23 protein-coding genes and 2 tRNA genes are annotated in these 23,757 nt (G+C 65.6%); 6 read left to right on the top strand and 19 right to left on the bottom strand.

All coding sequences use genetic code 11. The features are described from left to right. Positions 1-27: 27 nt before the first annotated feature. From tilS to ybgC, 8 genes are all read right to left on the bottom strand, one after another. Positions 28-1,296 carry a tRNA lysidine(34) synthetase TilS gene (gene tilS / locus KO516_RS16910; protein WP_371742097.1) on the bottom strand — a complete coding sequence of 423 codons (1,269 nt, stop codon included), beginning with the start codon at positions 1,294-1,296 and terminating at the stop codon, positions 28-30. A gap of 13 nt (positions 1,297-1,309) precedes the next feature. Beyond that, positions 1,310-2,146 (bottom strand): tol-pal system protein YbgF, encoded by an 837-nt coding sequence (gene ybgF / locus KO516_RS16915; protein ID WP_216004971.1) that lies wholly within the window; start codon positions 2,144-2,146, stop codon positions 1,310-1,312. A 4-nt stretch (positions 2,147-2,150) separates the two neighbouring features. Further along, entirely contained in the window at positions 2,151-2,678 is a 528-nt protein-coding gene (gene pal / locus KO516_RS16920) for a peptidoglycan-associated lipoprotein Pal (protein ID WP_216004972.1), read from the bottom strand. Positions 2,679-2,786: 108 nt separating this feature from the next. Further along, positions 2,787-4,109 carry a Tol-Pal system beta propeller repeat protein TolB gene (tolB, locus tag KO516_RS16925; protein ID WP_216004973.1) on the bottom strand — a complete coding sequence of 441 codons (1,323 nt, stop codon included), beginning with the start codon at positions 4,107-4,109 and terminating at the stop codon, positions 2,787-2,789. 119 nt (positions 4,110-4,228) lie between these two features. Beyond that, complete coding sequence (locus KO516_RS16930) at positions 4,229-5,446, bottom strand: cell envelope biogenesis protein TolA (RefSeq protein WP_216004974.1); 1,218 nt, start codon at positions 5,444-5,446, stop codon at positions 4,229-4,231. A gap of 10 nt (positions 5,447-5,456) precedes the next feature. Further along, positions 5,457-5,936, bottom strand: coding sequence for a protein TolR (gene tolR, locus KO516_RS16935; protein ID WP_216004975.1), 480 nt, complete (start codon positions 5,934-5,936; stop codon positions 5,457-5,459). 3 nt (positions 5,937-5,939) lie between these two features. Beyond that, on the bottom strand, positions 5,940-6,635 hold the full coding sequence (gene tolQ / locus KO516_RS16940) for a protein TolQ (protein WP_216004976.1): 696 nt from the start codon (positions 6,633-6,635) through the stop codon (positions 5,940-5,942). A 460-nt stretch (positions 6,636-7,095) separates the two neighbouring features. Next, positions 7,096-7,482 carry a tol-pal system-associated acyl-CoA thioesterase gene (ybgC, locus tag KO516_RS16945; RefSeq protein WP_216004977.1) on the bottom strand — a complete coding sequence of 129 codons (387 nt, stop codon included), beginning with the start codon at positions 7,480-7,482 and terminating at the stop codon, positions 7,096-7,098. A 114-nt stretch (positions 7,483-7,596) separates the two neighbouring features. Between ybgC and KO516_RS16950 the strand changes: the two genes are divergently transcribed. Continuing rightward, on the top strand, positions 7,597-8,772 hold the full coding sequence (locus KO516_RS16950; protein ID WP_216004978.1) for a hypothetical protein: 1,176 nt from the start codon (positions 7,597-7,599) through the stop codon (positions 8,770-8,772). Here the strand turns inward: KO516_RS16950 and holA are convergent, their stop codons facing one another. The 6 genes from holA to KO516_RS16980 form a co-directional block, all read right to left on the bottom strand. Further along, the gene (gene holA / locus KO516_RS16955; protein ID WP_216004979.1) at positions 8,773-9,801 is read right to left on the bottom strand and encodes a DNA polymerase III subunit delta; all 1,029 of its coding nucleotides are present in this window, start codon (positions 9,799-9,801) and stop codon (positions 8,773-8,775) included. Beyond that, the gene (lptE, locus tag KO516_RS16960; protein WP_216004980.1) at positions 9,798-10,283 is read right to left on the bottom strand and encodes an LPS assembly lipoprotein LptE; all 486 of its coding nucleotides are present in this window, start codon (positions 10,281-10,283) and stop codon (positions 9,798-9,800) included. The genes holA and lptE overlap by 4 nt, the downstream gene beginning before the upstream one ends. Beyond that, positions 10,270-12,930 carry a leucine--tRNA ligase gene (leuS, locus tag KO516_RS16965; RefSeq protein ID WP_216004981.1) on the bottom strand — a complete coding sequence of 887 codons (2,661 nt, stop codon included), beginning with the start codon at positions 12,928-12,930 and terminating at the stop codon, positions 10,270-10,272. The genes lptE and leuS overlap by 14 nt, the downstream gene beginning before the upstream one ends. A gap of 110 nt (positions 12,931-13,040) precedes the next feature. Further along, a complete protein-coding gene (locus KO516_RS16970; protein ID WP_216004982.1) occupies positions 13,041-14,423 on the bottom strand; it encodes an efflux transporter outer membrane subunit in 1,383 nt (460 codons plus the stop codon). Positions 14,424-14,437: 14 nt separating this feature from the next. Continuing rightward, positions 14,438-17,533 (bottom strand): efflux RND transporter permease subunit, encoded by a 3,096-nt coding sequence (locus tag KO516_RS16975; protein WP_216004983.1) that lies wholly within the window; start codon positions 17,531-17,533, stop codon positions 14,438-14,440. 4 nt (positions 17,534-17,537) lie between these two features. Further along, a complete protein-coding gene (locus KO516_RS16980; RefSeq protein WP_216004984.1) occupies positions 17,538-18,716 on the bottom strand; it encodes an efflux RND transporter periplasmic adaptor subunit in 1,179 nt (392 codons plus the stop codon). Between KO516_RS16980 and KO516_RS16985 the strand changes: the two genes are divergently transcribed. Beyond that, complete coding sequence (locus tag KO516_RS16985) at positions 18,715-18,906, top strand: hypothetical protein (protein ID WP_216004985.1); 192 nt, start codon at positions 18,715-18,717, stop codon at positions 18,904-18,906. The genes KO516_RS16980 and KO516_RS16985 overlap by 2 nt on opposite strands. Before the next feature lie 101 nt (positions 18,907-19,007). Continuing rightward, a complete protein-coding gene (locus KO516_RS16990) occupies positions 19,008-19,328 on the top strand; it encodes a hypothetical protein (RefSeq protein WP_216004986.1) in 321 nt (106 codons plus the stop codon). Between the two features lie 373 nt (positions 19,329-19,701). Here KO516_RS16990 and KO516_RS16995 read toward each other — a convergent pair whose 3' ends face one another. Together KO516_RS16995 and KO516_RS17000 are read right to left on the bottom strand one after the other, a co-directional pair. Further along, positions 19,702-20,436 carry a hypothetical protein gene (locus tag KO516_RS16995; RefSeq protein ID WP_252737681.1) on the bottom strand — a complete coding sequence of 245 codons (735 nt, stop codon included), beginning with the start codon at positions 20,434-20,436 and terminating at the stop codon, positions 19,702-19,704. Positions 20,437-20,441: 5 nt separating this feature from the next. Then, entirely contained in the window at positions 20,442-21,731 is a 1,290-nt protein-coding gene (locus KO516_RS17000; protein ID WP_252737673.1) for a hypothetical protein, read from the bottom strand. 139 nt (positions 21,732-21,870) lie between these two features. Here KO516_RS17000 and KO516_RS17005 point away from each other — a divergent pair, with 139 nt between their 5' ends. Continuing rightward, positions 21,871-22,308, top strand: coding sequence for an MmcB family DNA repair protein (locus KO516_RS17005; protein WP_252737674.1), 438 nt, complete (start codon positions 21,871-21,873; stop codon positions 22,306-22,308). Here KO516_RS17005 and KO516_RS17010 read toward each other — a convergent pair. Beyond that, positions 22,305-22,499 carry a DUF6324 family protein gene (locus KO516_RS17010; protein WP_216004989.1) on the bottom strand — a complete coding sequence of 65 codons (195 nt, stop codon included), beginning with the start codon at positions 22,497-22,499 and terminating at the stop codon, positions 22,305-22,307. The two genes, KO516_RS17005 and KO516_RS17010, sit on opposite strands and share 4 nt — an antisense overlap. 104 nt (positions 22,500-22,603) lie before the next feature. Between KO516_RS17010 and KO516_RS17015 the strand changes: the two genes are divergently transcribed. Then, positions 22,604-22,801 (top strand): hypothetical protein, encoded by a 198-nt coding sequence (locus KO516_RS17015; RefSeq protein ID WP_216004990.1) that lies wholly within the window; start codon positions 22,604-22,606, stop codon positions 22,799-22,801. 26 nt (positions 22,802-22,827) lie between these two features. Next, positions 22,828-22,904 (top strand) — tRNA-His (locus KO516_RS17020). 100 nt (positions 22,905-23,004) lie between these two features. Here the strand turns inward: KO516_RS17020 and KO516_RS17025 are convergent. Together KO516_RS17025 and KO516_RS17030 are read right to left on the bottom strand one after the other, a co-directional pair. Continuing rightward, entirely contained in the window at positions 23,005-23,370 is a 366-nt protein-coding gene (locus KO516_RS17025) for a hypothetical protein (RefSeq protein ID WP_216004991.1), read from the bottom strand. Between the two features lie 264 nt (positions 23,371-23,634). Further along, positions 23,635-23,719: transfer RNA gene (locus KO516_RS17030), tRNA-Leu, on the bottom strand. Positions 23,720-23,757: the final 38 nt, after the last annotated feature.

The following is a 23,757-nucleotide window of genomic DNA, read 5'->3' on the forward strand; positions in this document are numbered from 1 at the left end:
AGACTGCGCGCCCCGGTTCAACGTGATTCACCGCGAAAGGAGAAACCCCGCGAAACCGCGCGCGCCCGGAACCAGCGTTGCGGTGCCCCCCGGACCAAGGTTCAGCGCGTCGCAGGCCACCAGCCTATCGCCCCGCCACAGCGACGGAAGACCGCGGGAAATGGCATGGGCGGGGCCGTGTTCACGGGCAGTTTCCGCTTGCCGCCAGCCGTCATCGCCAAGGGCGCGCACCGTCAGGTCAGCGCAATCAGGATGCGATATCAGCCACTTGCCATCCCACAGGCCCGCCGCTGCCGGAGTACGCGTTGCTGCAACGGCGGCATACTCGCGAAAAATCCGCAGATTGGTGCGCCCGCAGCGCGCCTCGCAGCCATGCAGCGTGCCAGCCCCGCCGGCGAGCAGACGGTCGAGCAAGGACTCAAGCGCTGCGCTGCGCGGGCGATAGCTGGCCTGCGCGACAAACTGAAGCGCGGCCGCCAGCAGGCGGGCCTGCGTGTCGCGGTCGAGCGCGGCAAACGAGTCGCGCTCAAAGCTCAGCGTCGCGGCGGCGCTGTCCTCGGTTCCGATGCGTGTCCAGGCTTCGGCGGCGCGCTGGCGCAAGGCGTCGGCAGAGCGCGACATCCGGTTGGCGGTTTGTGCCAGCGTCGCCGCATCCAGCCCATACCCGCCCAGCGTCGCCAGCAGCTTGCGCAGGCGCGCCCGCTCGTAACGGTCATCTTGGTTGGACGGGTCTTCGACCCAAGTGCCCTTGAGCGTGCGCAGATAATGACGCAGCTCTTCGCGCCCCATGTCGAGGCAGGGGCGCAGCACGCTGAAACTGCTGCCATCAGGCCGGGCAATGTCTCGCAATGGCGCCATCGCGGACAGGCCATCGACCCCGGAGCCCCGCGCCAGTCGCATCAAAAAGGTCTCGGCCACGTCATCGCGGGTATGGGCCAGCAGCAGATGGCGCGTGCCCTGCAACCAGTCGCCGATGACGGTCAGACGCCCGCGCCGCGCGGCATCCATCAGGTTGCCCTGCCCGTCCCAATGCCAGTGCAAAATATCATGAGGGTGGCCCAGCTCGTCGCAGGTCGCGCGCACCAACGCCGCCTCCTGCGCGGCTTCGGGGCGCAGACCGTGATCGACGGTAACGATGCGCAGCCGCACGCCCCAGCGATGCGTCCAGTTATGGGCAAGGGTCAGCATCGCCATGCTGTCGCCGCCCCCCGATACCGCAAGCGCGATCTCGGATGGGAACGCAGGGCCAAGCGCCGCACCCATCGCCTCGGCGAAGCGCTGGTCGAGCGTGCTCACCCGCTGCGGCCTTTCACTGGCAGCCGAGACGGCCCATCTCGGCCTTGGCCTCGGCCACGGGGTCGGTACCGGGATAGCGCGTCTCGACCTCTGACAGGGTCACGCAGGCCTCGCTGGTGCTGCCAAGTTGGCCCAGCGATGCGCCCAGACGCCACAGCGCCTCGGGCGCCGCCTCACTGGCCGGGTAATTGGCATAGGCTGACAGAAAGCGGCGGGCCGCTTCCTTGACATCGCCGGTGGCGCTCAGGGCGTTGCCCTCGCTGACGAGGGCGGCCGCTTCGAGGGGGCTTCCCGGAAAGGTCTCGCGGAAGGCCGCAAACTGGTTCGCGGCGGATTGAAAGTCACCCGAGGCGAGCGCCTCCCGGGCTCGCCTGAAGTCTGCTTCCTCGGCCACGGCCAATTCTGCGCCGCCCGACGGCAGCGCCCCGGAGGGCGCTGCGGGGGCTGGCGCGGGCGCAGTCACCGCCGTTTCGGGAGCCGCGCCGCCCAGCGGGGGCGTGCTGCCCAGAGCGCCGATGTCGCAGCCCGGCTCGATCTCGCAAAGCCGGAATTGCAGATCGCCGATGCGGTTGGTGCCATCCTGCACAACGGTTTCGATGCGATGCGACAGCTGCTCGGTTTGCGCGGTCAGCTGCTGAAGCGCCGCCTCGATGACATTGATCCGGTCAAGCACAGAGCCGCTCACCTGCACGCCATTGCTGGCGGATGCGCTCAGTTCCTGGCGAAGCCCGGAGAGCTGGCCCGACAGCGCGGTCAGATCCTGCCGGATGTCGGCAAGGCTCTGGCTGTCCTGGGCGATGGCCCCGCTCGCAGCTAGCGCGAGCGAGACGGCAAGGGCGGTCAGGCGCATCGGATCAGCTGCCCATGCCCATGGAGATCACGGTCACGGCGCGGCGGTTCTTGGAATAACACGCCTCGGAGGCGCAGACCTCGACCGGGCGTTCCTTGCCGTAGGACACAAAGCGCAGGCGGTTCGGCGCGATGCCCTTGGAGATCAGGTATTCCATGGTGGCGTTGGCGCGGCGGGCGCCAAGCGCGATGTTGTATTCGCGGGTGCCCTGTTCGTCGGCGTGACCTTCGATCACGGCGAGATAGTCATTGTTGGTCATCAGCCATTGCGCCTGACCGTCAAGGGTGGCCTGCGCCTGCGCGCTAAGGGTCGACTGATCGACCGCGAAGAACACGCGGTCCCCGACGGTCTGGTTGAAATAGGCGGGCGAGGCCGGATCGTTGGCCGATCCCGGCAGCACGCCGCCGGAAACGCCGCCATTGGCGCCTGAACCGTAGCCGTCGCCAGCGCCGTTGCCGAAGCGGCCACCATTGGTACAGGCCGCCAGACCGAGAACGGCGGTGAGGATCAGAGCCTTGGAGAAGATATGCATGGAGATGTCCTGCTCGAATGTTGCCGATGTCTTAACATGGCGGTGACGTCTTGAAAACGGTTGCAGCATGCCCGGGATGAACCGTAGGCGCATTTCCCGGGCACCCTGTTACTGAAGCGGGCCCCAGGCCGGGTCGGAGGCGCCATCGGGGGTGCGCACGCGGGTCAGCTTGCGCCCGGCGACATCGACCGAATACAGCGACGACGTGCCCTGCGCGCCCAGCGTCTCGCGGCTGAACATGATCACCCGCCCGTTGGGGGCCCATGTCGGGCCTTCGTCAAGCGGCGAGGCGGTCAGCAGGCGCTCTTCGCTGCCATCGGTGCGCATCACCCCGATGTGGAAGCGCCCTGACAGCTGCTTGGTAAAGGCGATAAGATCGCCGCGCGGCGACCAGACCGGCGTGCCATAGCGCCCCTGACCAAAGCTGATCCGCGTTGCCTCGCCGCCCGCTGCCGACATGATATACAGCTGCTGCGTGCCCGAGCGGTCGCTTTCGAACACGATCCGGCTGCCATCGGGCGAAAAGCTCGGCGCGGTTTCGATCGAGGGCGTGAAGGTCAGCTGACGCGTCGCACCGCTGGCAAGCTCCATCAGGTAGATGTCGGTGTTGCTGCCCGAGGTCACCGAATAGACCACCCGGCTGCCATCCGGCGAAAAGCGCGGCGCAAAGCTCATGACGCCGCCGCCGTTCTGCAGGATCTGGCTGCGCACCGAACCGACGTTGAGCACATGAATGCGCGGCTCGCCGGTCTCGTAGCTGGTATACAGAACCCGGTCGCCACTGGGCGAGAACCGCGGCGCCAGCACGATGGAACGCGAATCGGTCAGGTATTGCACGTTGGCGCCGTCGTAATCCATGATCGCCAGCCGCTTGGCGCGCTGGTCCTTGGGGCCGCTTTCAGACACGAACACCACGCGGCTGTCGAAATAGCCGCTTTCGCCGGTCAGGCGGGTGTAGACCTGATCGGCCACCTTGTGCGACAGCCTGCGCCAGCCATCGGCGGTGGCGGCGAATTGCATCCCCTGCCCCAGCTCGGTGCCCGAGAACACATCCCAGACGCGGAATTTCACCGTGATGCGCCCGCCCTGCTCGGCGACCGAGCCGGTGAGCAGCACCAGCGCGTTGATAGCGCGCCAGTCGGCAAACTGCACCGGGGCCTCGAACGAGGTCACCCGGCTGATATGCGCCTCGCGCGGGATTTCGCGAAACAGGCCGGTGCCGCTCAGATCGTCGGCGACCACCCGAGCCAGTTGCTGGGCATATTGCGACGCCCCCGGCGTTTCGGCGACAAAATCGGGCACGGCATAGGCCATCGGCTCGATGGTGCCCTCGGTGATCTCGATCCGCAGCGGGCCGTTCTGAGCCTGCGATGCGGCGGGCAACGCCACCACCGCAAGAAGGGCAAGGCAAAGCGCCATCAGCTGTTTCATTCCGAACCTCATGTCTCTGGGGGCATCTCGCCCCTCTTGTTGTGACGCATCGGGGTGCGACGGCCCCCCTGAAAATCCCGCAAGACGCAGCGATGCGCGAAGTCTGGCCGCCTTTATGCTCATCTCAGCCTCATTTCGTCGGGGTTAAAGGTCATCTCAATGCGCTTCCACTGCTCATACTTGTCCGAGGGCAGCGTGTAACCCGTGTCGCCCTGACAGCGCAGGATGGCGCGCCGCGCCGCCTGAAACGCCGCCTCGGAGGCCGCGCCGCTGCCGCCGCTGCTACTGAGCAGCTTCAGGCTGGAGCTGACCACACGGCCGTTGGGTTCCATATCCATCGCGACGGTCACCGTGACGCTGGCAGCCTCGCTGCCCACATCGACCAGCCAGCAACGCTGCACCGCGACCCGCAGCGCGTCCTGCTCGCCGCGGGTCAGTGGCGGCCCCGAAGGCGCGGCCCCCTGCGTTGGTGCTCCGCCGCCCGCCAGCGCTTCGGCGATGGCATCGTCGACCGCCTCCTTGACCTCGGCGCTTTGCGTCGCAGGTTTCGCGGCGGGCTTTTCCGCTGGCGTGGCAGCGGCGGGCTTGTCGGCTGCCGCGGCGGCTGGGGCCTCGGGCTGCGGAGTTTCCTGCGCCTGCGCGATGTCGCGCGGGCGGGTCTTGGGCCGCATCGAGGATGCCGGTGCCGAAGCCGGCTCCTCGGCCTCGGTGACGATTTCGGTCGCGGTTTCCGGCGGCGCGGTTGCTTCCTGAGTCTCTTCCACGATCTCAGGCGCCACGGCCTCAGGCTCGGCGGCGTCCTGACGGGTTTCGGCCTCCGCAACATCCGGCGCGGGGGCAATCACCGGCTCGGCAGCGACGCGCGGCGCGGGCCGCGGTTTCGGGCGCGGCGCGGTGACGGGCGCAAGAACCTGCGGCACCTCTTCGAGTGCAGGCGGCAGCGGCTCGGGCACCGGCTGCGGTTCGGGAACGGGTTGCGGTTCGGGCACCACAGCGGGCTCCGGGGTTGGTTCGGGCGCAGGCTCCGGAATCGGCTCGGGCGCTGCCTCGGGTTCGGGCGTCGGCTCAGGCTCGGGCGTTGGCGCTGGCACGGGCTCGGGCTCTGGCACGGGCTCTGGCGCAGGCACGGGTTCGGGCGCCAAGGTGGGTGCCTCGACCTGATCCTGTACCTTCGGCGCGCGCGCCGCTTCTGTCATCGCTGCGAACTCCGCCTCGGAAATCACCGAGATATCGGCAACCTCGAATTCAGGCGGATCGGGCCGGAAGACGTTGCCAAGCAACGCCCACAGGATCACGAGGGCGTGCGCCCCTCCGGATATGGCAAGTGATCTGCGCAATCGCGCCCCCTCAACCGCCGCTCGCGCCGTCAAGCGCGGGGCCGCCAGTGTCGGTCACCAGACCGATCGAGGAAAAGCCGCCCCTGTTCAGCGCCCCCATCACCTGAGCGACGGTCTGATAGGGCACCGCCCCGTCGGCGCGCAGGAAGATGCGATCATCGGCCCGCTCGGCCGCGATGGCGCGCAGGCGGCTCACCAGTTCTTCCATCGTGACCTCGGTGGTCTGGATCGACACAAGACCCTCGGCGGTGATGGTCACGGTCAGCGGCTCTTCGGTATCGGCGGGCAGCGAACTGGCCGCCGTCTTGGGCAGCTCGACCGGCACGCCCACCGTCAGCAGCGGAGCCGCCACCATGAAGATGATCAGCAAGACCAGCATGACGTCGACCATGGGGGTGACGTTGATCTCGGCCATGGGCCGGTTGGCACCGCTGCCGCGCCGCCGCCTGCGACCGCCGCCGCCGCTCGATTTCATCACACCCCCACCCATGGATCAGGAATCCAGCTGGCGCGAGAGGATGGTCGAGAATTCGTCGGCAAAGGCTTCGTATCCGGCGATGATCCGGTCGCTGTCGGCAGAGAGCTTGTTGTAAAAGATCACCGCCGGGATCGCCGCGACAAGGCCAAGCGCCGTGGCAAACAGCGCCTCGGCGATGCCGGGGGCCACGACCACAAGCGAGGTGTCCTGCTGCTGCGCGATCTCGATGAAGGCATGCATGATGCCCCAGACCGTGCCGAACAGCCCGACGAAGGGCGCGGCAGACGCGACCGTCGCCAGCACCGGCAGACCCTTTTGCAGGCTTTCGGATTCCTTGAGGATCGCCACGTCCATCGAACGGTCGATGCGGGCATGCGCCCCGGCGATCATGCCGCCATCTTCCCGGTGCGAGCGGCGCCATTCGGTCATGCCAGCGGCAAAGACCCGCTGCGAGCGGCCCTTGGGCGCTGCGCCGATCTGGTCATACAGCTCGTCGAGCGGCTCGCCCGACCAGAACGCCTCGTCAAAGCGGCGCGACTCGCGTCGGGCGCGGCGGTAGCTCACCAGCTTTTCGCCGATGATCGCCCAACCCCAGATCGAGGACAGCACCAGCATCAGCATCACCAGCTTCACCGTCAGCGTGGCACGCGCGAAAAGGCCCCACATGGAGAAATCTATCTCCTGCGCGACCGCAAGGGTGTTTGGATCCATAAGCCTGCTCTTCTCTCGTCGGGCCCCTGTGTACGAGGCTCTCGTTATCCGTGATTCTAACGGATTTGCAGAGCCAACGCCAACACATTGACGTGTGGGTCGTTACATCCTGACGCGGGACGAATTATCGTCGGCGGATGTGCGCCGAGTGGCCCGCCATGTGGAGGGCATATGATCGACGCCGGGCCACGCAGCGGGCGCATCGCACATGTGCTGGCCGCCGGTGATGCAGCCGCGATCCGCGGGCGAAGGACCGGCAGAGCGTAGGATGCCTTCGCCCTTGCCATTGGCCAATCGGATCAGCGCGGTGCGTCGCGCAGCGGTTCGGGGGCAAGCTCTCTTGTCAGCAGAACGCCCCGTCCATCAGCAGCGTGGCACGCAGTCCGACTTCGGTCCGGACATCCCCGATCCCGCCTTCGGCATCGGGCGACGTGACGTGGCCCATGCCAGAGCCGCGCAATCAGTGCACCTTGCGCCGGATCTGCTGCGGCAGGCGCGTCGGCAGCCCGTCGAGGGTCATGGCAACCAGCGTCACCTCGGCGGTGAACAGCGGCGCGCCGGCCTTGAGCACCTCCTGATGCAGCACCAGCCGCACGCCGCTGACCGATGCGGTGCGGGTGGTCACCATCAGATCCTCGCCAAATCTGGCGGGGGCGCGGTAATCGGCTTCGATCCGGCGCAGAACGAACACCACGCCCTCGTGCTCGCGCAGCGCGTTCTGGTCGACGCCAAGGCTGCGGACCCAGTCCGACCGGGCCCGCTCGATGTATTTCAGGTAGTTGGCATGATAGACGATGCCCGCCATATCGGTGTCTTCGTAATAGACCTGCACCCGGAATTCATGCATTGCGCCCGCCTCTTGCGTGGATGTCCTGCCTGTCCCGGCGCGAGCGTATGTGTCGCAGGCGCAGAGCGCAACCCGCGCTTTTCCGGCGCGCTCAAAGCGCCTAAACCTCGCGTCATGCAGACGATCCTCATCCTTGCGATCACCCTGAGCGCGGGTGCGTTCCTCGCTTGGCCCCGGCTGGCAAAAGCCACGCTGTGGCGCGCCACGATCACCCCGCTGGCCTCGATCATCGGCAGCGGGTTCCTCGTGCTCGGGCCGGTGCTGAACGCTGCCTACGGGGGCTTTGCCCCGCTGGCCATGGCGGCGCTGTGTCTTGTGGCCTGGGGCTTTGGCACGGCGATAAGGGCCAACATCGCCCGCCGCGCGGCAGGCGTGCGCAGCGCCTTCGAAGAGCGGGTCGAGACGCTGGCCTCATGGGCGCTGGCCGTCGCCTATTTCATCTCTGTCGCCTATTACCTCAACCTTCTGGGCGCCTTTGGCACCCATCTGACGCCGTGGAACGACACGGTGTATGCGCGGGTGCTGACCAGCGCGGTGCTGCTGGCAATCCTTGTCATCGGCTGGCGCAAGGGGTTTGCGGCGCTCGAACGGCTGGAACAGGTCAGCGTCGGGCTGAAACTGGCGATCATCGCCGGGTTGCTGGCGGGGCTGGCGTGGTATGTCGCCGGGCTGGCATCGCAGGGCGGGCTGCGGATCGATGCGCCAAGCGAGACCGGCTGGAGCGGACTCGCCATCGGTTTCGGCCTGATCGTCACGGTGCAGGGCTTTGAAACCTCGCGCTATCTTGGCGATGAATACGACGCGGCCACCCGCATCCGGTCGATGAAACTGGCGCAGATCGTCTCGGCGGCGATCTACATGGTCTATGTGGCGATGCTGGCCTATGCCTTCGATACGCCAGACGGGGCGCTGGACGAGACGGCGATCATCGGGATGATGGCGCAGGTCTCGCCGATCCTGCCATTGCTGTTGACGGCGGCCGCATTGGCGGCGCAGTTCAGCGCGGCGGTGGCCGACACCGGCGGCGCAGGCGGGCTGGTCGAGGAGCTGACCCGGCGGCGGGTGCCGCTGCGGGTCTGCTATGCGGCGCTGGTCGGGTTCGGGCTGATGCTGACATGGGGCGCGGATGTGTTCCAGATCATCGCCTATGCCTCGCGGGCCTTTGCCGCCTATTACGCCCTGCAATGCCTGATCGCATGGCGCGGGGCGCGCGGTACAAGGGCGGCGCTGTTTGGCGCGCTGGCGCTGCTGGGCGCGGCGATCACGCTGTTCGGGGTGCCAATCGAATAGTCAGCGCCGGTTGGCCAGCCATGCCAGCCGCACAAAGCCGCGCTCGACCAGCGCCATGGCCGGGGCGCGCTGCCCAGCCGAGCGCAGCGACAGGTCGGTGTCCATCAGCATCCCCAGCGCCCGTTCCAGCCCGTCGGCCGACCAGCCCTGCGCCTGCCGCAGCATCCGCTCGCGCCGCGGCCCGAACAGCGGCGGGCGCAGGCTCTGCACCGCCGCCGAGGGCCCGCCCCGCGCCGAGGCCAGCGTATACAGCACCCGGAAATGCCGCATCGCCATGATCAGCAAGGTCACCGGGTTCATCCCCTGCGCCGCCAGCCGCTGCATCAGCGGGCCGATCTCGGCCGAGCGGCCTTCGGCGACCACATGCAGGATGTCATCCAGCTCTGCTTCGATCGAGGCCGGCGCGCAGGCCATCACCTCATCCGGGGTCAGCGGCGCGGGATCGTCCAGTTTGTAAAGCGAGACCTTTTCCAAAACCTGACGGAAATCGCCCGGCTCGAGCGCCCGCGCCAGCGATTCAAGCGCATCCCACGCGGCGCGGTCGATCTGTTCAAGCCCGGCCTTGCGCAGCGCCGCCTCGATCTCTTCGCGGCCCGGGGGTTCGGAATAGATGCCGATGGACAGCGCGTTGCGATGCCCCTCGAACAGCTTTCGCAGCTTGGATTTGCCGCTGAGCTGACCGGCGGTGACGATGACCTGCGCATCACCCTCGCGCCAATCCTCAAGCGCGGGTTTCAGCGTGTCGGCCAGCCCGTCGCCAGCGTCTTCGACAAAGGCGACGCGCGGGCCGGGGAAAAACCCCTGCGCCTTGATCGCATCCAGCAGCAGCGCCGGATCGCGGCGCAGATCGGCGGCGGGAATGCGGGTGTGGCGCATTTCGGCCTCGCCCTCGGGGCCGATCAGCGCGGCGATAACCTGCTGGCGGCGGTGCGCGACGCGCATGGTGTCATCGCCGAACAGCAGCACGCCCGCGCGAGTCGGGTCGGGCTTGCGAAAGAAAGCCTGCGCGTCCCGCCCCGTCAGTTTCATGGCGCCAGCTTGTCCGCGTCAAGCAGCAGCCGGTCGATGACCTGATCCGCCAGAAGGATCATCAAGCGCTGGCGCGCATCGCTTTGCGACGCCTGCCGCGAGGCGCTGGAGCCGGTAACCGAATAGCCGGTAAACGCGTCGGTCCGCCCCGAGATCAGCACCTCGCTGCCGCCAACCGGCATCAGCGCGTAGGTCGCGCGCCCGGTCAGCTGATAGCGCGTGGTGGTCCCGTCCGCGAGGCTGCCAAGCCCGGTGGAATTCACCGTGATGTCGCGCACCAGCGCATAGGGGCCGGAAGCGCGCCCCATGCGCTCCTCGAAGCGCAGGTTGAAGGCGTAGTCGTCACTATCCTCCGGATCGGGCAGCGCAATGCTGCCGAGCAGCTTGCTGCCGCCGCCCTGCGGCCCGTAGACCGGGGTGAAGCCGCAAGCGGCGAGCGCCCCGAGCCCCAGCAGGACCCACCGGCGATCAGGCGACCACATTGACGATCCGCCCCGGCACAACGATCAGCTTTTTCGGCGCGGCCCCGTTCAGCGCCCGCTCGACGGCGGAATGGGCCAGCACCAGCTTTTCGATCTCGTCCTTGGCCATGTCGACCGGCACGGTCAGCTCGCCCCGGCGCTTGCCGTTGACCTGAATCGGCAGGGTCACGCTGTCTTCGACCAGCATCGCCTCATCGGCCACCGGCCACGGCGCGTTGGCGATCAGCCCTTCGCCGCCCAGCAGCGACCAGATTTCCTCGGACAGGTGCGGCGTCATCGGCGACATCAGCTGCGCCAGCGCCTTGGCTGCCGCGCGCTTGGTCTCGCTTCCGGCGCGCGACTTGGTCAGCGCGTTGGTAAAGGCGTAAAGCCGCGCGATGGCCGCGTTGAAGCCAAAGCTTTCAATGGCCAGCGTCACATCGCGGATCGCCTTGTGCATCTCGCGGGCGAGCGCCTCGTCTTCGCCGGTGGGCGGCACCTCGGATTCGGCGATCTCGGCGCAGGCGCGGAACACCCGGCCAAGGTGGCGGTTGGCGGCCTCGGCACCCGAGGCTGTCCATTCCACGTCCCGCTCGGGCGGGCTGTCGGAGAGCACGAACCAGCGCGCGGTGTCAGCGCCGTATTGCTCGATGATGGCGACCGGATCGACCACGTTGTTCTTGGATTTCGACATTTTGGCCGAGGGTACAACCTCAACGCCCCAATGCGGAAAGTCATGGAAAGCAGTCGCAACAGCTTGGCGATGCGCCTCGTTGTCTACGTCCATGCCCTGTTCTTCAAACGCTTTCTTGAGAACAACCACGCTCTTACCTTCGAATGGTATGGAAACCACTTCTTCGGGGTAGTGATAGACCGGGCGGCCCGCGTCGCTGGTGGTCTGGTAGATGGCGTGGGTCACCATGCCTTGGGTGAACAGCGCCTTGAACGGCTCGGCACAGGACTCGGGCAGATGGCCAGTCTGGATCATCGCGCGGGTGAAGAAGCGCGAATAGAGCAGGTGCAAAATCGCGTGTTCGATGCCACCGACATATTGGTCGACGGTCATCCAGTAGCCCGCCTTATCCATGTCGGTGGGCGTTTTTGCGCGCGGCGCGGTGAAGCGGGCGAAATACCACGAGCTGTCGACGAAGGTGTCCATCGTGTCGGTTTCACGCTTTGCCGCCCCGCCGCAGGACGGGCAGGCGCAATCGCGCCATGTCGGGTGCCGGTCAAGCGGGTTGCCGGGGATCGCGAAATCGATCGCCTCACCGCCATTGTCGTAGGGCAGCGCGATGGGCAGGTTTTCTTTCTTTTCGGGCACCGTGCCGCAGGTCTCGCAATGCACCACCGGGATCGGACAGCCCCAGTAGCGCTGGCGCGACAGGCCCCAGTCGCGCAGGCGGTACTTGGTGACCCCCTGCCCGACGCCATTGGCCTCGCAGAAGGCCACGGCGGCCTCGACCGCCTCTTCGCTGGTCTGGATCTCTTCGCCCGCGATCAGGCGGGTGTAGCGGACCTTTTCCGTTTTCTGCGGCACAAAGGGTTCGGCCTTGATGTCGATGCCGCCCTCGATGGGCTCGAAGGTCTCGACGATGGGCAGGCCGTATTTGGTCGCGAATTCATGGTCGCGGGCGTCATGGCCGGGGCAGCCGAAGACCGCGCCGGTGCCGTAATCCATCAGGATGAAATTGGCGATATAGACCGGCAGCTCGACCGCTGTGTCGAAGGGGTGGCGCACGGTGATGCCGGTGTCAAACCCGAGCTTTTCGGCGGTCTCGATGGCCTCTTCGGTGGTGCCACCCTTGCGGCATTCGGCGGTAAAGGCGGCAACTTCGGGGTTGTCACGCTCCAGCACCTTGGCCAGCGGATGGTCGGGCGAGATGCCGACAAAGCTTGCGCCCAGCAGGGTGTCAGGGCGGGTGGTGTAAACCTCGATCCGGTCATGGCCTTCGGGCGCATTGACGGTGGAAAACGCGAATTGCAGCCCGCGCGAGCGGCCGATCCAGTTGGCCTGCATCAGCTTGACCTTGGCGGGCCAGTCATCGAGCGTGTCCAGCCCTTCGAGCAGCTCGTCCGAGAAATCGGAGATGCGGAAGAACCACTGCGTCAGCTCTTTGCGTTCCACCAGCGCGCCGGAGCGCCAGCCACGCCCGTTCTCGACCTGCTCGTTGGCCAGCACGGTCATGTCGACGGGGTCCCAGTTGACCATGGCGTTCTTGCGGTAGATCAGCCCGGCCTCGAGCATGTCGAGGAACAAGGCCTGCTGCTGGCCGTAGTAATCCTCGTCACAGGTGGCGAATTTGCGCGACCAGTCAAAGGACCAGCCCATCGGCTTCATCTGCGCGACCATGTCGTCGATGTTGCCGTAGGTCCAGTCCTTGGGGTGGCCGCCATTGGCCATCGCGGCGTTTTCAGCCGGCATGCCGAAGGCGTCGAACCCCATCGGGTGCAGCACGTTGTGCCCGCCCGCCAATTTGTAGCGCGCAATCACGTCCGACAGCGTGTAGTTGCGCACATGGCCGATATGGATGCGCCCGGACGGGTAGGGAAACATCGACAGCACGTAATATTTCGGCTTCGACGTGTCGTCGGACGCCTTGAAGGTCAGGGCCTCATCCCAGGCGGCCTGCCATTTCGGCTCGATTTCGGCGGGGTCGTAACGCGACATTCTCTTATCCCTATAGGCGGACGGGTTTGCCACGGGTGATAGGGTCTGCGCGCACGGGCGTAAAGCCCCGGCTGGCAGGGCGGGACGCAATCGCCCCGCCCAAGGCCCGATCAGCTGTCGCTGGACGGCGCGGGTGCGGCTGTGCCCAGTGCCCAGCCCTTGCCCGCCGCAACTTGCAACGTGGCCCAGCTTGCCGCAAGATCGCGCTGGTTGGACGCCAGCGTCAGGCGCGCGCTGGCCAGAGAGCGCTGCACATCGAGCAGGTCAAGCAGTGTGGTCGTGCCGCCGTTGTAGGTTTCGCGCGACAGCGACACCACGCGCTCATAGCTGTTGACGCTGCGCTGATAGGCGGCCACGGCGCGGAGATTGCGCAGGTAGTCGGTCTGCGCCGTCTGGACATCCTCGACCGCATCCAGAACCGTGGCGCGCCAATCGATCTCGGCGCTTTCGGCGGCGGCAATGGCGGCATCGCGCGCGCCCAGCAGCGTCGGCCGGTTCAGCACCGGGATCGAGACCGATGGCCCATAGGACCAGCCGGTCACCGCATTCGATCGCGAGATCGTGCCGCTCAGCTGCAAGGACGGGTAGAGATCCGCCTCGGCCACGCCGATATCCGCCACCGAGGAGGCGTAGCTGCGTTCCGCCGCGCGCACGTCGGGGCGGTTGCGCAGCAGGTCCGCCGGGACGCCAACGTTCGATCCGGCTCTGACACTGGGTTGCGCGGCACCGCGTTCCAGCCTGTCTTCGATGTTTTGCACCGGGACGGCCAGCAGCGTCGCAATCGCGTAAGATGCCGCGTAGAAACCGCTTTCGAGCCCCGGCAGGCTGGCGAGGCTTTCGTCCAGCGCCGCCTGTGCCTGTGCTTCGTCCAGCGCGGTGGCGGCGCCCGCTTCGCGCTGGCTCTGGACCAGCCCGAGCGTATCGCGGCGGGTCTGGATGGTCTGCCGGGTGATCGCCAGCGCGTTCTGGTAATAGCGCAGGTCGATGTAATTTGACACAACCGACGACAGGTAGGCCAGCCGCGCCGTCCCGACATCCAGCTGCGCCGATTCAAGGTCCAGCAACGCCGCCTCGCGGTGACGGCGCACGCCCCCGAACAGATCAAGGATCACCGCCGGGCTGAAGCTGCCGGTGTCGGTGACGCTGTTGCTGTCGGTGTTTTCATTGCCCGAGATGGTGCGGCTGCCCGACACGTTGCCCGAGATCAGCTCGGGCGCGCCGGTAACGCGGGCGGCGGCCTGCGCTTCCTTTACGGCCGAAATGGCGGATTTGATGTCGAGGTTCTGCGAAAGCCCCTGTTCGATCAGATCGTTCAGGATTCTGTCATTGTAGCTGCGCCACCAGTATTGCGCCGCGGCGTCGCCGATGGGGGCGGCGCCGCTTTCGGCAAAGCTGGTGGCCAGCACGGCCGAGGGGGCCTTGTAGTCCGGGCCGACGGTGCAGGCGGTGAGGCCGACCATCAGCGGCACGAAGGCGAAATTGCGAAATGTCATGTGCTCGAGTCTCTCTACTTGGTCCTCACGACCAGTCGCATGATGAGCGCGTAAAGCGCTGGCACCATGAAGATGCCGATGAATGTTGACGCCACCATGCCCCCGATTACCCCGGTGCCGATGGCATTCTGAGCGGCGGCCCCTGCCCCTGTCGCGGTCGCAAGCGGCAAAACGCCGAGGATGAAGGACAGCGCGGTCATCAGGATCGGACGTAGCCTCAGTCGCGCGGCTTCTGCGGCCGCATCGATAACGCTTCGGCCCTGCGCCCGCAGGGTTTCGGCGAATTCTACGATAAGGATAGCATTCCTCGCTGCAAGTCCGATCGTCGTAAGCATGCCGACCTTGAAATAAACATCGTTAGACTGACCAAAAAGCCACGCTGCAGTAAGGGCACCGAGCACCCCGACCGGCACCGCCAGCATCACCGAGAACGGAATCGTCCAGCTTTCATAAAGGGCTGCGAGCGCCAGAAAGATGACAAGCGCCGAAATCGCGTACAGCACCGGCGCCTGCGTGCCGGACTGGCGTTCCTGATAGCTGATGCCGGTCCAGGCCGCGCCGTAGCCGCCATCAAGGCTTGAAACCAGTTCTTCCATGGCTTCCATCGCCTCGCCCGAGCTGAGACCGGTCGCCGGCGAGCCGGAAATCTCGATCGCCGAGCTGCCACCGTAGCGTTGCAGGCTGGGCGCCACCGGCTCCCAGCTGGTGGTCATGAAGGCCGAGAACGGCACCATCTCGCCAGCCGAGTTCGTGGCGTACCATTTCATCACGTCCTCGGGCTGCATCCGGTACTTCGCATCCCCCATCACGATGACCGGCCGCAGCGACGCGCCCAGCACGAAATCGTTGACCTCGGTGCCGCCGAAGATGGTCGAGAGCATGCTGTTCACAGCCGACAGGGACACGCCGAAGCTTTCGGCCTTTTCCTGATCGATGGCGACGCGCAGCGCGCTTTCGCTGTCGGTGCCGCGCGCCGAGGCATTGACCACGCGCCCGTCGGCCTGCGCCGCGGCAACCAGATCCTTGGCGGCCTCGATCAGCGCGTCGGTGCCGTTGCCGGCCTGATCGACAAGATACATCGTGAAGCCGCCGGTGTTGCCCAGCCCCTGAATGGCGGGCGGCTGGCGGAACATCACCTGCCCCGCCCGATGCCCGGCAAAGCGTGCATTCGCCCGCCCGGCCAAGGCCGCAGCCGACCGGGAGGCATCGCTTTGGCGCTCTTCGAAATCCTTCAGCTTGACGAAGACCAAGGCGTTGTTCTGACCGGTTCCGGCAAAGCCGAAACTCAAGGCGGCAAAGGTTGAATCGACGGTGTCGGTTTCCTCGGTCAGCAGGTAGTCTTCGATCTGCTTGACGGTTTCCAGCGTCTGCTGGCTGGTCGAGCCTTCGGTCAGCTGGACCACGGTCATCAGCACGCCCTGATCCTCGGTCGGAATGAAAGAGCTGTTCAGCCGCGAATAGACCGCCCATGCGCCGCCCAGCACCAGCGCCAGCACCAGCAGCATCATTGCCGGGGCCTTCAGGCTGGCCTTTACCCCCGCCGTGTAGCCATCGACAAAGCGTTCCATGCCGGCGTTGAACCAGCGCGCGGGCGCAAAGCGCGTCGGCCCGTGCGACGGTTTGAGCAGCCGGGCGGCCATCGGCGGTGACAGCACGATGGCAAAGATCAGCGACAGCGCCATCGCCGAGACCATGGTGATCGAGAACTGCCGATAGATCACCCCTGTCGATCCGCCGAAAAACGCCATCGGCAAAAACACCGCCGCCAGCACCACGTTGATGCCCATCAGCGCCGAGGTGATCTCGCCCATGCTGCGCTTGGTGGCCTCAAGGGCCGACAGCTTGTCCTCTTCCATGATGCGTTCGATGTTTTCGACCACCACGATGGCATCATCGACCAGCAGGCCGATGGCCAGCACCATGGCGAACATGGTCAGCGTGTTGATCGAATATCCGGTGATCATCAGCGTCGCGAAGGTGCCCGCAAGCACCACCGGAACCGCGACCAGCGGGATCAGCGTCGCCCGCCAGCTTTGCAAAAAGATGATCAGCACGGCGGTGACCAGAATCACCGCTTCGATCAGCGTGTCGTAGACCTGCTCGATCGACAGCTCGACAAAGGGCGAGGTGTCGTATGCGGTGCGGAACTCGACCCCCTCGGGCAGCGAGTTTTCCAGTCTGGCAAGCGTTTCGCGCACCGCGGCGGCGGTGTCGACCGCGTTGGCGCCGGTTTCAAGGTTCACCCCGAAGCCGGCCGCATTCAGCCCGTCAAAGCGCGAATCGCCGCCGTACTCCTCTTGACCGATCTCGACCGTGGCCACATCCGACAGGCGCACCGCGCCGACGTCTTCGTCGGTCTTGAGCAGGATGTTCTCGAACTCTCCGACCGTGGTCAGCTGGCTTTGCGCCGTCATCGTCGCGGTGAATTGCTGCCCCAGCGCGGTGGGCTGATCGCCGAGCGAGCCGACCGACACGGTGGTGTTCTGGTTGGCGACGGCGGTGACCACATCGGTCGCGGTCAGCTGAAAGCGCGCCAGCGAGATCGGATCGAGCCAGACCCGCATTGCATAACCCGAGCCGAACTGGTTGATGTCGCCAACCCCTTCGGTGCGCTGGATCGGCCCCTCGAGCGTCTCTTCAAAGATGTCGGCAAGTTCGAGAGAGCTGTATCTGTTGTCGGTCGACACCAGCGCGCCGACCATCAGGATCGACGAGCTCGACCGGCGGACCGTCACCCCGGCGCTTTGCACCGCGCTGGGAAGCTGGCTTTCGACCTGACTGACCTTGGATTGCACATCGTTTTGCGCCTGCGACGGGTCGATGCCGTCATCAAAGACCAGCGACAGCGACGACGAGCCCTGCGTGCTCTGGGCTGTCATGTAGAGCAAGCCCTCGAGCCCGGTCATGTTGTCTTCGATAACGCGGGTCACCGAGTTTTCCACAGCCGAGGCGGTGGCGCCGGAATAGCTGGCCGAGATGCGCACCGTGGTCGGCGCGATATCGGGATATTGCGACACGGGCAGGCTGAAATAGCCGTAGATGCCCGCCAGAACGGTCATGATCGCCAGAACATAGGCAAAGATCGGGCGGCGGATGAAAAAGAGGCCCATCAAATCAGTTCCCGTTGGTGGCGGTATCGCTGACCACGCCGTTTTCGTCGATGCTCACCGGCGTGGTGGTGATGGTTGCGCCATTCAAGAGGGTCTTCAGCCCGTCGACGATCAGCGACTCGCCCGCGACGACCCCATCGGTCACCACCCAGCTGTTCTGATAACTGCCCTCTTCGGTCAGGGTCCGCTGCTCGGCCTTGCCATCCATGGCAACGAAGGCGGTCAGCGCGCCTGTGGCCGACCGCGAGGTGGCGCCCTGCGGCACCAGCACCGCCTCCATGCTGCCAAGCGTCATGTCGACGCGCAGGAACTGGCCGGGCACGATGCGATGTTCTTCATTGGCGAATTGCAAGCGCATCTCGCGCGTGCCGGTGGTTGTCGAGACCGTGGCACCGGGCGAGATCATCTCACCCTCGCCCGCATAGGTCTCGCCGGTTTCCAGCACCAGCGCCGCCTGAAGCCTTTCGCCGCGCTGAAGCTGGCCGGCCTCGATCTGGTTGCGGATCTCGCCGATGCGGCGGCTGCTTTCGGCCACATCGACATAGATAGGGTTGGACTGGGTCACTGTGGTCAGTGCGTCGGTCTGCGCCGCCGTCACCAGCGTGCCGACCGACACATCCGGCACCGAGGGAAAGCCATCGATGGGGCTGGTGATCTGGGTGCGCTCTAGGTCAAGCTGCGCCACCGCAAGCGCGGCTTTGGCCGAGCTGAGATCCGCCTGCGCCTGTTTCAGCGCGACCTGCGCGGTGCCGAGTTCTTCCTGAGTGATGCCGGTGCCAAGCAGACGGGTGTAGCGATCGACGGTCTGCTGGGCATCTTCGACCGAGGCCTGCGACAGATCCACCGACGCCTGCGCGGCGTCAACATCGGCCTGATAGGTGTCGTCTTCGATGCGGAACAGCACGTCGCCCGCTTTGACCGGGCGGCCGGACTGATAGACGATTTCCGAGATCATGCCGCCGACCCGCGGGCGGATGTCGACCTGCTGGTAAGCAACGGCGCGGCCCGGCACGGTGATGGTGAAGGGCACATCCTGCGTTTGCAGCGTGACGATGCCGACAGCGGTTGCACCGCCTCCCGGGCCCGACGCGCCCGGCCCCTGCTGCGCCGCGGCGGACGTGGCAAGGGACAGAGCAAGCGCGCAAACGGCGGCGCGGGGGATGGTGCGAAGGAAAAACTGCATGGAACCTCTCGAGACAATGATCCGGCGCGGGGTTGAAACTGAACTTCCAAATTGGAGTCAATTCGTATGTGAACGCAGCAAACCCCAGCTTCCGCCGCGCAAAGAGGATTATTTTCATGACGCTGCGCGGGTGGTGCAAAACTGCGACGAATGGGCCGATTTCACTCGCCATCATATTACATTATCGTGATAAAGTCGCCCTCGTGATGGTGCATCCGGCTGGCAGCGGTACGGCATCAAGGTAGCGACATACACCGTCGCATGAAAAAAATGCCAAGGGAGTATTGCGTGATGCCCAAGCTCATCCGTCTTTATATCGTTCAGGTTGTCGCCGGCTTTGCCCTGTCGGCTGTGTTCGTCGGGCTGCTGCTGTGGCTGAACGTGGCGAACCTGTATCACCTCGTGACCAGCAGCGAGGCGGGTTTGCTTGCGGTGTTCCTGCTGTGGCTGTTCAACGGGCTGGTGTTTGCCGGGGTGCAGTTCGCGATCTCGATCATGCGGATGGGCGATGACGGCGCGGCGCCCCCTGGCGGCAAACGGATGCCGGGCGCGACGATGGCGCCCGCAACAGTGCGGATCAAAGCCCCGTCGGCGCGCGGCCGCCCGCTTTGATCGAGCGCCCCGCGGGGCGGTTTTTCTTTGCAGCGTCAGGCAAAGTGGCGGGAACCGCGGCAACCGTGGGGTTATCTCATTCCCGAGGACCTGTATGTACAGGTGGGCGCCAGGTAAACGGGCCAGGGCCCGGACAGAGCCAGCTCCCTCGGAATTGCTTAAGGCCACCGGAATGCAACCATGCACGAGGAGCGCAGAAACCCGCCTGACCGCCATGTAGGGGCGCGGACCGGTTCCGGCAATCCCTTGTTGTCATCTTTCGTTGAAATTGCTGCGGAGGGGTGGCGTTGCAGGGGGGCCAGCCCCCCTCGGCCTGCGGCCTCACCCCCCGGAGTTTATCTGGCAAGATGAAGGGCGGGCGCGGCGCAGGGCTTCAACTGTCTGTGGCAGTTTCGAAACCGTATCGGTCGAGTTCTTCGGGAAGCAGCACGTAGATCTCGTCTGACGGGGTGGTCAGGGCGTGTTGCATGACCATCGGATCGATCCCCATGTCATTGAGATAGGTCATCACTTCGCCTTGTCCGCGCTGGATGCTCTCGACGGCGACGAAGGCGGGCAGGATCGTGCTTTCGCCGAAGTAATGCTGGTGCACGCCAAGCGAGGCGCCATCTTCGATGCGGCGCTCGGTGCCGCCCACGAAGAGGTAGGGACAGGCGGAATAGCAGATCTCGCCGCGCAGCATCGCCGTGCCGATGCCCGCATCGCGCAGGTGGCGCCCGATCTGCAGAGCGTCCTGAACAGAGCCGCCCGGGCTTTGCAGGATCAGGGTGGCGATGGCGGGATCGGCGGCGGTCAGCTGGTCGATGATGCGCTCTGCGTCGCCGCCCGCGATGGCGCCTTCGAGTCGCCAAGTGGTGCCGCTGTCCTGCGTCAGGGTCAGCCGCTTGGGCAAGTCGCCGGGATTGCGGGCAGGGTCGAGCGGCGGGCGCTGGTAGTCTGGATTGTACAGGCGGCGCTGATCGCCGGGCCGCACCGGTTCGCTGAGGCGCGGAGCAGAGGGGCCGAAGGAGGGCATGCGCAGCCCGTCCTGCACGTCTCCGACCACCAGAAGCGCGCCCAGCACGATCTGAACCCCAAGGATGCCGCTGAGGACGCGGCTCACGCTCATCGCCATCAGCTTGCCCGATCTTGCAGGCGCGGGATCTCAGGCTCGTTTCCTGCGGCGGGGTCTGGCGTGGGGGGCAGCTTGGCGAGGTCGGCTTCGACATCGCGCAGTGCGGCCAGGGCAGCGCGCAGTTCGGCAAGGCTCATGCTGTCTTCGATGCCGCTGCCCTCGCGGTTCTCGCGGATCACCCCTTGCGTGACGGCGACGATGAACACAAGCACCGCGGGCAGCAGGTCGATGGCGATTGCCCCCGCCCAGGACGGCACGAAGTTGCGTGCATAGAGGATCACCGCGTCGGCGGAAGAGACCGGCGTGTAGGTGACCTCGCTCGCGGGGGCCATCGCCGTGACCGCGCGCGCAGCCTGTTCGAGCGTGGCGGCGCGGCTGGCCAGCGCGGCAAGCACGGAATCGATCGTGGCGGTCTGATTGCCGCGAATCTCTTCGGTGCTACCGTCGAGATCGGGCAGGACCACCGAGGCCGACAGATCCTGCGCCGCGCGTTCCACCAGCGGCGCCACCGACAGCTGGCGCAGCTGCGCGAGCAGCCCCTGCAACTGCACCGCAGCTTCGGAGAATTCCACCGAGCGGGCCTCGACCGGGCCGGGTTCGACCGTCAGCGCGCGCATCCGCGACAGGATGGCGTTGCCCTGTTCAAAGGCTTGCTGCACCAGCGGCGTCTGCCCGGCGATCTGGGTTTCCAGCCCCGTCAGTTCGGCGGATTTCTGGCGCAGCACCCGGAACACCGCGCCGCGCCCGGCAAGGCCCGACAGCGTGCCGGCGGCCTCTTGTTCGGACAGATCCTCGAAGCTCTGGCGCACGCGGGCGACATCGCGTTCCAGCGATTGCGCCGACAGGGCGATTTCATGCGTGCGCTCGAGCGAGGCCTGATAATCCTGCACCGTCTTGGCAAGATGCTGTTCCACCGCCGCCGAGCCAGCCAGCGCCGCAGCGTTGAGCCACGACGACATGGCGACGATGGCAAGGCACCCTGCCCCCATCGCCGCCAGCAGCCCGGCGCGCGCGCGGGCTGTCTTCACCGCCGGAAACAGCCGCATCAGGTAGGACCAGAACACGAAGATCCCCACCGAGACCGCGACCGAATAGGCAACCGCAGCGAACACCGACATGGCGCCGTTGTCATCGAGCAGCGACGAGACCCCGAGATAGGTATAGATTCCCGACGCCACCGCCAGCACCCCGAGCGCAGTGCCCGAAAACGTGTCGAGCCAGATCAAGTGGTCTTGCAGTTCGCGGGCATGGCGTACGCCACGGGCCTTGGAGCCGTGGATTTCGGTCATCGCGGGAACTCCCTGGGTTGCAACCTGTGTCAGATAGGTGCGCGCGGCGCTCAAGGAAGGGTGAGCCGCGGCGGGCTTGCCTTCGTTCACGTATTGTTCATATCATCAGCGCATGATGAGCGCCCCTGATCCGCTTTTGATGCCCGGCCAGCTGCTTGCGCGGGGCGTGTGCCGCCACCTGTCGGCAGGGCACGGCTTTGCCGTGATCGAGGAATTCGTGCCCGAACGCGGCAAACGCGTCGACGTGATGGCGCTGGGGCCCAAGGGCGAGATCTGGGTGATCGAATGCAAGAGCAGCCGCGCCGATTTCCTGTCGGATGGCAAGTGGCAGGGCTATCTTGATTGGTGCGACCGTTATTTCTGGGCGGTCGACGAGCAGTTTCCCACCGATCTGCTGCCCGATGGCACCGGGCTGATCATCGCCGATGCCTATGATGCGGAGATCCTGCGCATGGGGCCGGAATCGAAACTGCCCGGCGCCCGGCGCAATGCGCTGGTGCGCCGCTTTGCGGTCCATGCGGCGCGCCGTCTGCAGGCGCTGCGCGATCCCGGAGCGCTTCTGGATGGTGCCGGTTAGCGCCGGGTCTTGACCTTGCGGGCGGTGGCGGCGGCGGCACGCAGCTCTTCGGCGATCTCTTCGGCCTCCTCGGGATGGAAATCCATCGGAATCTCAAGGTCTCCGGCAAGCACGAACAGCCGCACCATGCCCTTGTCGGTGGGGCCGATCTGAAGGTTCGCCTCGACGTCGCGTTCGGTATTGATGCCCATGATACACATGTCCCTGTCGCGGCCCCCGGAGGAGGCCAAAAAGATCGCGCAGGCCTAGCGCCGGAGCGCTCGATTTGCAAGCGCGCGCCTGAGGTCGCGCAGCCATGGCCCGGGTGCGCATCACCGTTTGCATCCCGCCGGACCGGCGCTGGCTGCTCGACACGCATGGCAGGCTCGACGCGCGCGAAAACGGCTTTACGCCACACGCAACGCGCCCCGTGCACAGCTATGGCGCCGCGCTGATCGAACAATGCTGGGATCGCGTGCTTTTCCTGCGGAATTCCGACTTGCAATCAATTTGAGTGGGCGTTATGTCCCCCTCCATCGTGCCGCCTTAGCTCAGTAGGTTAGAGCGCTTGATTGTGGATCAAGAGGTCACCCGTTCGAGCCGGGTAGGCGGTACCATTAAAAATCAAAGACTTGCCTGATGTAAAAAGCCCCTAGCGATAGGGGCTTCTTGTTTTGGTGAGATGCCAGAGCAACATCGCGCCCTTAGCTGTTGCTGTTAATCCCGAGCTCTTGCTGACCAGACTTGGCCAGCATCGCGCAAACGCGTCATTTCAGCGTCGTAGGCCTGCCGCATCTCTGCCGCGGCATGTGCACCTTGACTGCCAGCGATCACTTGTTCCGCACGGTCCACGACATCGCTGGGAAGTTCGAATAACGTTGTCTTGGAAGAAGTATAGGTGCAGGGATTCGCCTGATTATAGACCTCATAGGTGTTGCTGAAGATGTAGAAGTCTCGCGATATCCCCTCAAGCACCTTGCCGTTCCTGCGCCAGCTCCGCAACGTATCTTCTTCAACCCCGACGATATAGGCCATCTCGGCCTCGGTCAGACTATAACTTTCAAACGCTTCAGCGGGTTTCACTCAATATCCTTCTTTGTGGTTTCTTCGGGAATCAGCCCCAACCTGGCTGGATGACGTGACCATTGGCCGAAGGTCGAAGGTAGGCCAGACCGAGTCCGCCCGATGCCGCGCACATGTGATGCGCAAAGGCACGAAAATCGCCGGAACGCGGCGCGATTGGTGCGATGATCTGATCATACAGCGAAGGCAGCGCCGCGCCATGCGGCAGGCAGAAATGACGTATCAGTTCAAGCCAAGGTCTCTGCCGAGACGCCGCCCGGACATTGGTGCGGGCGGCGGGAATCGAACCCGCACGGGCAATGCCCTAGCGATTTTAAGTCGCTTGTGTCTACCGTTCCACCACGCCCGCAGCGAACCGGGCCCTTGCGGGCGCCAGTGCTTTCCTAA

Origin of the sequence: Citreicella sp. C3M06, assembly GCF_018860705.1 — a bacterium.
GTDB lineage: Bacteria > Pseudomonadota > Alphaproteobacteria > Rhodobacterales > Rhodobacteraceae > Salipiger.

Bases quoted from the DNA above. Each gene is read 5' to 3' on its own strand.
- ybgF (WP_216004971.1), bottom strand. From the start codon at position 2,146: ATGCGCCTGACCGCCCTTGCCGTCTCGCTCGCGCTAGCTGCGAGCGGG.
- pal (WP_216004972.1), bottom strand. From the start codon at position 2,678: ATGCATATCTTCTCCAAGGCTCTGATCCTCACCGCCGTTCTCGGTCTG.
- tolB (WP_216004973.1), bottom strand. From the start codon at position 4,109: ATGAAACAGCTGATGGCGCTTTGCCTTGCCCTTCTTGCGGTGGTGGCG.
- tolR (WP_216004975.1), bottom strand. From the start codon at position 5,936: ATGGGTGGGGGTGTGATGAAATCGAGCGGCGGCGGCGGTCGCAGGCGG.
- tolQ (WP_216004976.1), bottom strand. From the start codon at position 6,635: ATGGATCCAAACACCCTTGCGGTCGCGCAGGAGATAGATTTCTCCATG.
- ybgC (WP_216004977.1), bottom strand. From the start codon at position 7,482: ATGCATGAATTCCGGGTGCAGGTCTATTACGAAGACACCGATATGGCG.
- KO516_RS16950 (WP_216004978.1), top strand. From the start codon at position 7,597: ATGCAGACGATCCTCATCCTTGCGATCACCCTGAGCGCGGGTGCGTTC.
- holA (WP_216004979.1), bottom strand. From the start codon at position 9,801: ATGAAACTGACGGGGCGGGACGCGCAGGCTTTCTTTCGCAAGCCCGAC.
- lptE (WP_216004980.1), bottom strand. From the start codon at position 10,283: ATGTGGTCGCCTGATCGCCGGTGGGTCCTGCTGGGGCTCGGGGCGCTC.
- leuS (WP_216004981.1), bottom strand. From the start codon at position 12,930: ATGTCGCGTTACGACCCCGCCGAAATCGAGCCGAAATGGCAGGCCGCC.
- KO516_RS16970 (WP_216004982.1), bottom strand. From the start codon at position 14,423: ATGACATTTCGCAATTTCGCCTTCGTGCCGCTGATGGTCGGCCTCACC.
- KO516_RS16975 (WP_216004983.1), bottom strand. From the start codon at position 17,533: ATGGGCCTCTTTTTCATCCGCCGCCCGATCTTTGCCTATGTTCTGGCG.
- KO516_RS16985 (WP_216004985.1), top strand. From the start codon at position 18,715: ATGGAACCTCTCGAGACAATGATCCGGCGCGGGGTTGAAACTGAACTT.
- KO516_RS16980 (WP_216004984.1), bottom strand. From the start codon at position 18,716: ATGCAGTTTTTCCTTCGCACCATCCCCCGCGCCGCCGTTTGCGCGCTT.
- KO516_RS16990 (WP_216004986.1), top strand. From the start codon at position 19,008: ATGCCCAAGCTCATCCGTCTTTATATCGTTCAGGTTGTCGCCGGCTTT.
- KO516_RS16995 (WP_252737681.1), bottom strand. From the start codon at position 20,436: ATGAGCGTGAGCCGCGTCCTCAGCGGCATCCTTGGGGTTCAGATCGTG.
- KO516_RS17000 (WP_252737673.1), bottom strand. From the start codon at position 21,731: ATGACCGAAATCCACGGCTCCAAGGCCCGTGGCGTACGCCATGCCCGC.
- KO516_RS17005 (WP_252737674.1), top strand. From the start codon at position 21,871: ATGCCCGGCCAGCTGCTTGCGCGGGGCGTGTGCCGCCACCTGTCGGCA.
- KO516_RS17010 (WP_216004989.1), bottom strand. From the start codon at position 22,499: ATGGGCATCAATACCGAACGCGACGTCGAGGCGAACCTTCAGATCGGC.
- KO516_RS17015 (WP_216004990.1), top strand. From the start codon at position 22,604: ATGGCCCGGGTGCGCATCACCGTTTGCATCCCGCCGGACCGGCGCTGG.